At 54.4% G+C, this 4240-nt stretch carries 4 protein-coding genes; 1 reads left to right on the forward strand and 3 read right to left on the reverse strand.

What is annotated here, in order from left to right; all coding sequences use genetic code 11:
- Positions 1 to 1485 (forward strand): L-piperidine-6-carboxylate dehydrogenase (gene amaB, locus AB7U36_RS11655; RefSeq protein WP_428159944.1); only part of this gene is annotated, 1485 nt, incomplete at its 5' end.
- Here amaB and AB7U36_RS11660 read toward each other — a convergent pair.
- From AB7U36_RS11660 to AB7U36_RS11670, 3 genes are read right to left on the reverse strand one after another with little or no spacing between them, the layout of a single operon-like run.
- A complete protein-coding gene (locus tag AB7U36_RS11660) occupies positions 1482 to 2084 on the reverse strand; it encodes a histidine phosphatase family protein (protein ID WP_428159945.1) in 603 nt (200 codons plus the stop codon). The two genes, amaB and AB7U36_RS11660, sit on opposite strands and share 4 nt — an antisense overlap.
- Positions 2032 to 3126, reverse strand: coding sequence for a DVU_1551 family NTP transferase (locus AB7U36_RS11665; RefSeq protein ID WP_428159946.1), 1095 nt, complete (start codon positions 3124 to 3126; stop codon positions 2032 to 2034). The genes AB7U36_RS11660 and AB7U36_RS11665 overlap by 53 nt, the downstream gene beginning before the upstream one ends.
- On the reverse strand, positions 3126 to 4178 hold the full coding sequence (locus AB7U36_RS11670; protein WP_428159947.1) for an XdhC family aldehyde oxidoreductase maturation factor: 1053 nt from the start codon (positions 4176 to 4178) through the stop codon (positions 3126 to 3128). Before AB7U36_RS11670 ends, AB7U36_RS11665 begins: the two co-directional genes overlap by 1 nt.
- Between the last annotated feature and the right edge of the window lie 62 nt (positions 4179 to 4240).

Consider the following 4240-nt stretch of genomic DNA (forward strand, 5'->3'; position numbering starts at 1 on the left):
GGCAGCAAAGGTTGGATTGAAACAAAGGGAAAAGAGCTTGTTTCCTATTCCCCCATCAACGGCAAACCCATTGCCAGTGTTTTGATGGCTGAAAAAAAAGACTATGAAACAGTGATGACCAAGGCCCAGGAAGCGTTTAAAACCTTCCGCATGATGCCTGCTCCGCGACGCGGCGAAATGGTGCGTGAGATCGGTGATGCATTACGGGAGAATAAAAAGAGATTAGGTGCCCTGATTTCTCTTGAGGTCGGTAAAATCCGGGCTGAAGGCGAGGGCGAGGTCCAGGAGATGATTGACATTGCCGATTTCGCCATGGGCCTGAGCCGCCGGCTGTATGGCCCGACCATGCATTCTGAACGGCCCGAGCACCGGATGTACGAACAATGGCACCCCCTGGGAATTGTCGGGCTGATCACTGCGTTTAATTTTCCTGCGTCCGTATGGTCCTGGAACACGTTGATTGCCTCTGTCTGCGGTGATGCGATTGTGTTCAAACCCAGCTCAAAGGTGCCTTTGACCAGTATTGCCATCCAGAACATCCTTGCGCCTGTGGTTGACAAATACGGTGTTGAAGGTATTTTCAACATGGTCATCGGCACCAGAACTGATGTGGGCGAGCCCATGCTCCATGACAAACGCATTCCTCTGATTTCCGCCACAGGGTCCACGGCCATGGGTAAACATGTGGGTCAAGTGGTTGGCGGTCGTTTAGGACGGTCCCTGCTGGAACTTGGCGGCAACAATGCCATTATCATCACCGAAGACGCAGACATGGACATGGCCGTCCGGGCCACGCTGTTCGGTGCTGTGGGTACCGCTGGACAACGCTGCACCTCCACCCGAAGGATCATCATTCACTCTTCGGTGAAACAAGCCTTTGTCAACAACCTGATCAGTGCCTACAAACAGATTAAGATCGGCAATCCCCTGCTCAATGACACGCTCATGGGGCCGCTTATCGACGAAGAGGCTCTCCTTGCTATGGAACAAGCCCTGAAAGCAGTTAAGGCGTCCGGTGGAAAGATTCTTTACGGCGGAGAGCGGACCACTGTGAACGGTTGTGAAGGCGGTCATTATGTGTTCCCGGCTGTGGCTGAAGTAAAAAATGATTTCCCCATTGTCCAGAGCGAAACCTTTGCACCCATCCTGTACATCATTGAATACAATGGGTTTGAGCAAGCCCTTGAACTGCATAACGACGTGCCCCAGGGCCTGTCTTCCGCAATCTTCACAACCTCCTTGCAGTACCAGGAAATTTTTTTTTCACACAAAGGCTCTGACTGCGGCATTGCCAACGTGAACATCGGCACTTCCGGTGCCGAAATCGGTGGCGCATTCGGCGGTGAAAAAGAGACCGGCGGCGGGCGTGAATCCGGGTCCGATGCGTGGCGAGCATACATGAGACGTCAGACCAACACCATTAACTGGGGCAAGGAATTGCCGCTTGCCCAAGGTATCGAATTTAACATCGACGGGGGCATTTAAGCGTATTCCTTAGCCAGCACGAACAGCTGTCCGAAATGGGTTTTAAAGTTGAGGAGGTTTTCCATTTTTTTACCAGCCCAAAAGCAGAGCATGGCCCTGATTACGCCGGCATGGGTGACCAACAGGGTATGCGATAACAGGGGCAGTTGACTGAAAAAAGGTGACACCCGGGAAAAAAGGTCTTTGAAGCTTTCTCCGGCCGGGGGGCAGAAACCGTAAATATCCCGGCCCCGCTGTTCAAATAGATCCGGATGCTTGGTTTTGATGTGCTCAAATTCCCGGCCGTCCCACTCTCCCAGATCGATTTCGTTGAGGCGGCGGTCGATAACGGATGTGCTGTCAGGGCAGGCAAGAGCCGCTGTTTCCCGGCACCGGGTCAAAGCCGAGGTGTAAACCTGTTTGAAACCAACGGCGGCGAAGGGCGCCTGCCAGCTTCTGGCCTGCTCCCGGCCTGTCTGATCCAGGGGGATGTCGGTTTGACCGATGAACCGGCGGGTACCATGACCCTCGATCTGTCCGTGACGCAGAATGAAGAGTAATGGGCCTTTATCCGAGAATTTCCCTGAGAGATCGTCCGACAGCTGATTCGATCCGGGCATGTATGTGCTGAGCAGTTTCAAGTCTTTTAAAAATCTCCTTTTCGGCATGGGGCAGACAGCGTGCTTTTTCGTGGAATCGACCTGAGTAATTCAGTTCCAGTTGATCTCCCCTGCACAGCTTGTCTGCAAAAAAGACAATCTGGGTTTCATCCAGTTCCGGGCCGGGGGTGAGATCCATGTGGACAGCCGTAACATCTGCGATTTTTTGGAATCCCAACTCTTGGAGAAAACGGCTGCCGGCCTCGGCATGGTGCGCTTCTTTTCTTTTAATGTCATGGAGCAGCGCCCCTGCTCTGATGATGTCGGTATCAAAATCAAGCCCGCACGAATGGAGAGCCCGGGCAAGGGTCAGCGCAGTATCACATACCTGGTGCAGATGGGCCCGAATTGCCGGGGCATCGGGCAGCTCCCGGTCAATAATGGACCGGCATTCCGCTTCATCGGGAATTTCCAGTCTCTCATATTTTTGCTTTATTTGCTCATAACCTTCCGGGGTGTCGGCATCCATGAGAATGCCCCGGTCATGGACCGGCAGTTGGATAATGCGGCTTGGATCTGAAAACAGGATCCGCCTTAGATTGGCGTCAGGATCAGCGCCGGTTATGACGGGGATCAGCCGGGCCGGAATCAGGGGCGGATGACCGGTTTGGCCGTTGAATGCCGGTACAATCAAGCTGTCTTTGGCCGCCTCGAATTTTCTACGGATGAAGTTTAGGGTGGTGGGCCGGATGGCCGGGATGTCGGCCGGCAAAAGGAAAAAGCCCTCTATACCCGACGACAGTGTTGCCACCCCGTTGCGAATGGAGGAGAACATGCCCGAGGCATAATCCGGGTTGAACAAAGGCCTGGCACCTGCCGCTTCAACGGTCCCCGCCAATTGGTCATGGTTGTGACCGGTGACCACGATAACCTCCCGGATGCCTGCAGCTTTAAACAGGTCGATGACGGTTTCAATCATGGTGGTACGCCCCAAAGGCAGCAGCGGCTTGTACCGGCCCATTCGGGAGGAGAGACCTGCTGCCGGGATAAGGGCGGCCGGCATCAGGAGGGGTTCTCCTTATTTTCCGCCCTGACGCTGATTAATTCTCCCATGATGCTTACAGCAATCTCCGCCGGAGTCTCAGCCTTGATTTTAAGACCGATGGGGGCATAGACCTGTTCCAGCCGGGCCTGCGCCACCCCTTTAGCCATCAGATTGTCGTAGATCTGCTTCTTTTTCTTTTTACTGCCGATCATACCAATATAGGCGGCGTCAGTTTTTAAGGCCTGTTCCAGCACGGTCTGGTCATGGAGATGCCCCCGGGTGAGGATAACGATATAGGCATTGCCGTCAATCTCCAAACCGTCAAACGCACTGGAAAAATCATCCAGGACCCGGATCTCAGCAGCATGGGGGAAACGCGCTTCATTGGCGAACTCGGCCCGATCGTCGGTGATCACGCAGGAAAAATCAGTCAAATGGGCCATTTTTGCCAGCTGGAACCCCACATGGCCGGCCCCGAAAATGAACAATCTATCCGGCCGGATCAGGGGCTCAATGATGAACTCGTCCAGCCCGTAGAACTGCCGCACCGGACCCGGGCCTGTAAACCGGTTTTCCCCGGCCGCATCTATTAGGGCTTTGGGCAGCATGCCCGGGCCAGCCACCTCACCCTGTTCCAGCACCAGGCTGATTTCAGCGGTTTTGTCCGCCGTAATCCGGGTAACTGCCAAAGCCTTTTTCCCCTTGGCCTCCAGGTCTGCCAGCGTCTGCCATACCTCAATTTGCTCCGAAGGACAAGGTGGAACAAAGCTGCGAAGCCAGACCGTCAGACTGCCTCCGCAGACCATATCCATACCCGCTTTAATCTCCTGGTTCAGGTTAAAATCCATGGTTTTTGACCGTGACCGGTCCAGCAGATCGACACAGGCGTCAATGACCTTGGCTTCAACCAGGCCGCCGCCGATGGTACCTGAAATGCCTTTGTTCGGCCGGACGAGCATCTTGCTGCCCGATGTCCGGGGGGTGGAGCCCTTGTGGCCGATGATCACGGCCAGGGCAAACGGGGTGCCGTCGTTCAGAAGATCCAGGCTTTCGCGGATGAGTGATCTCATTTCAATTAACTCCTTGGGTACATGGCTTTATTTTCCAAAACTGCAGTCCGGATACCTGCAAT

It is taken from the genome of Desulfobacter sp. (assembly GCF_050177295.1).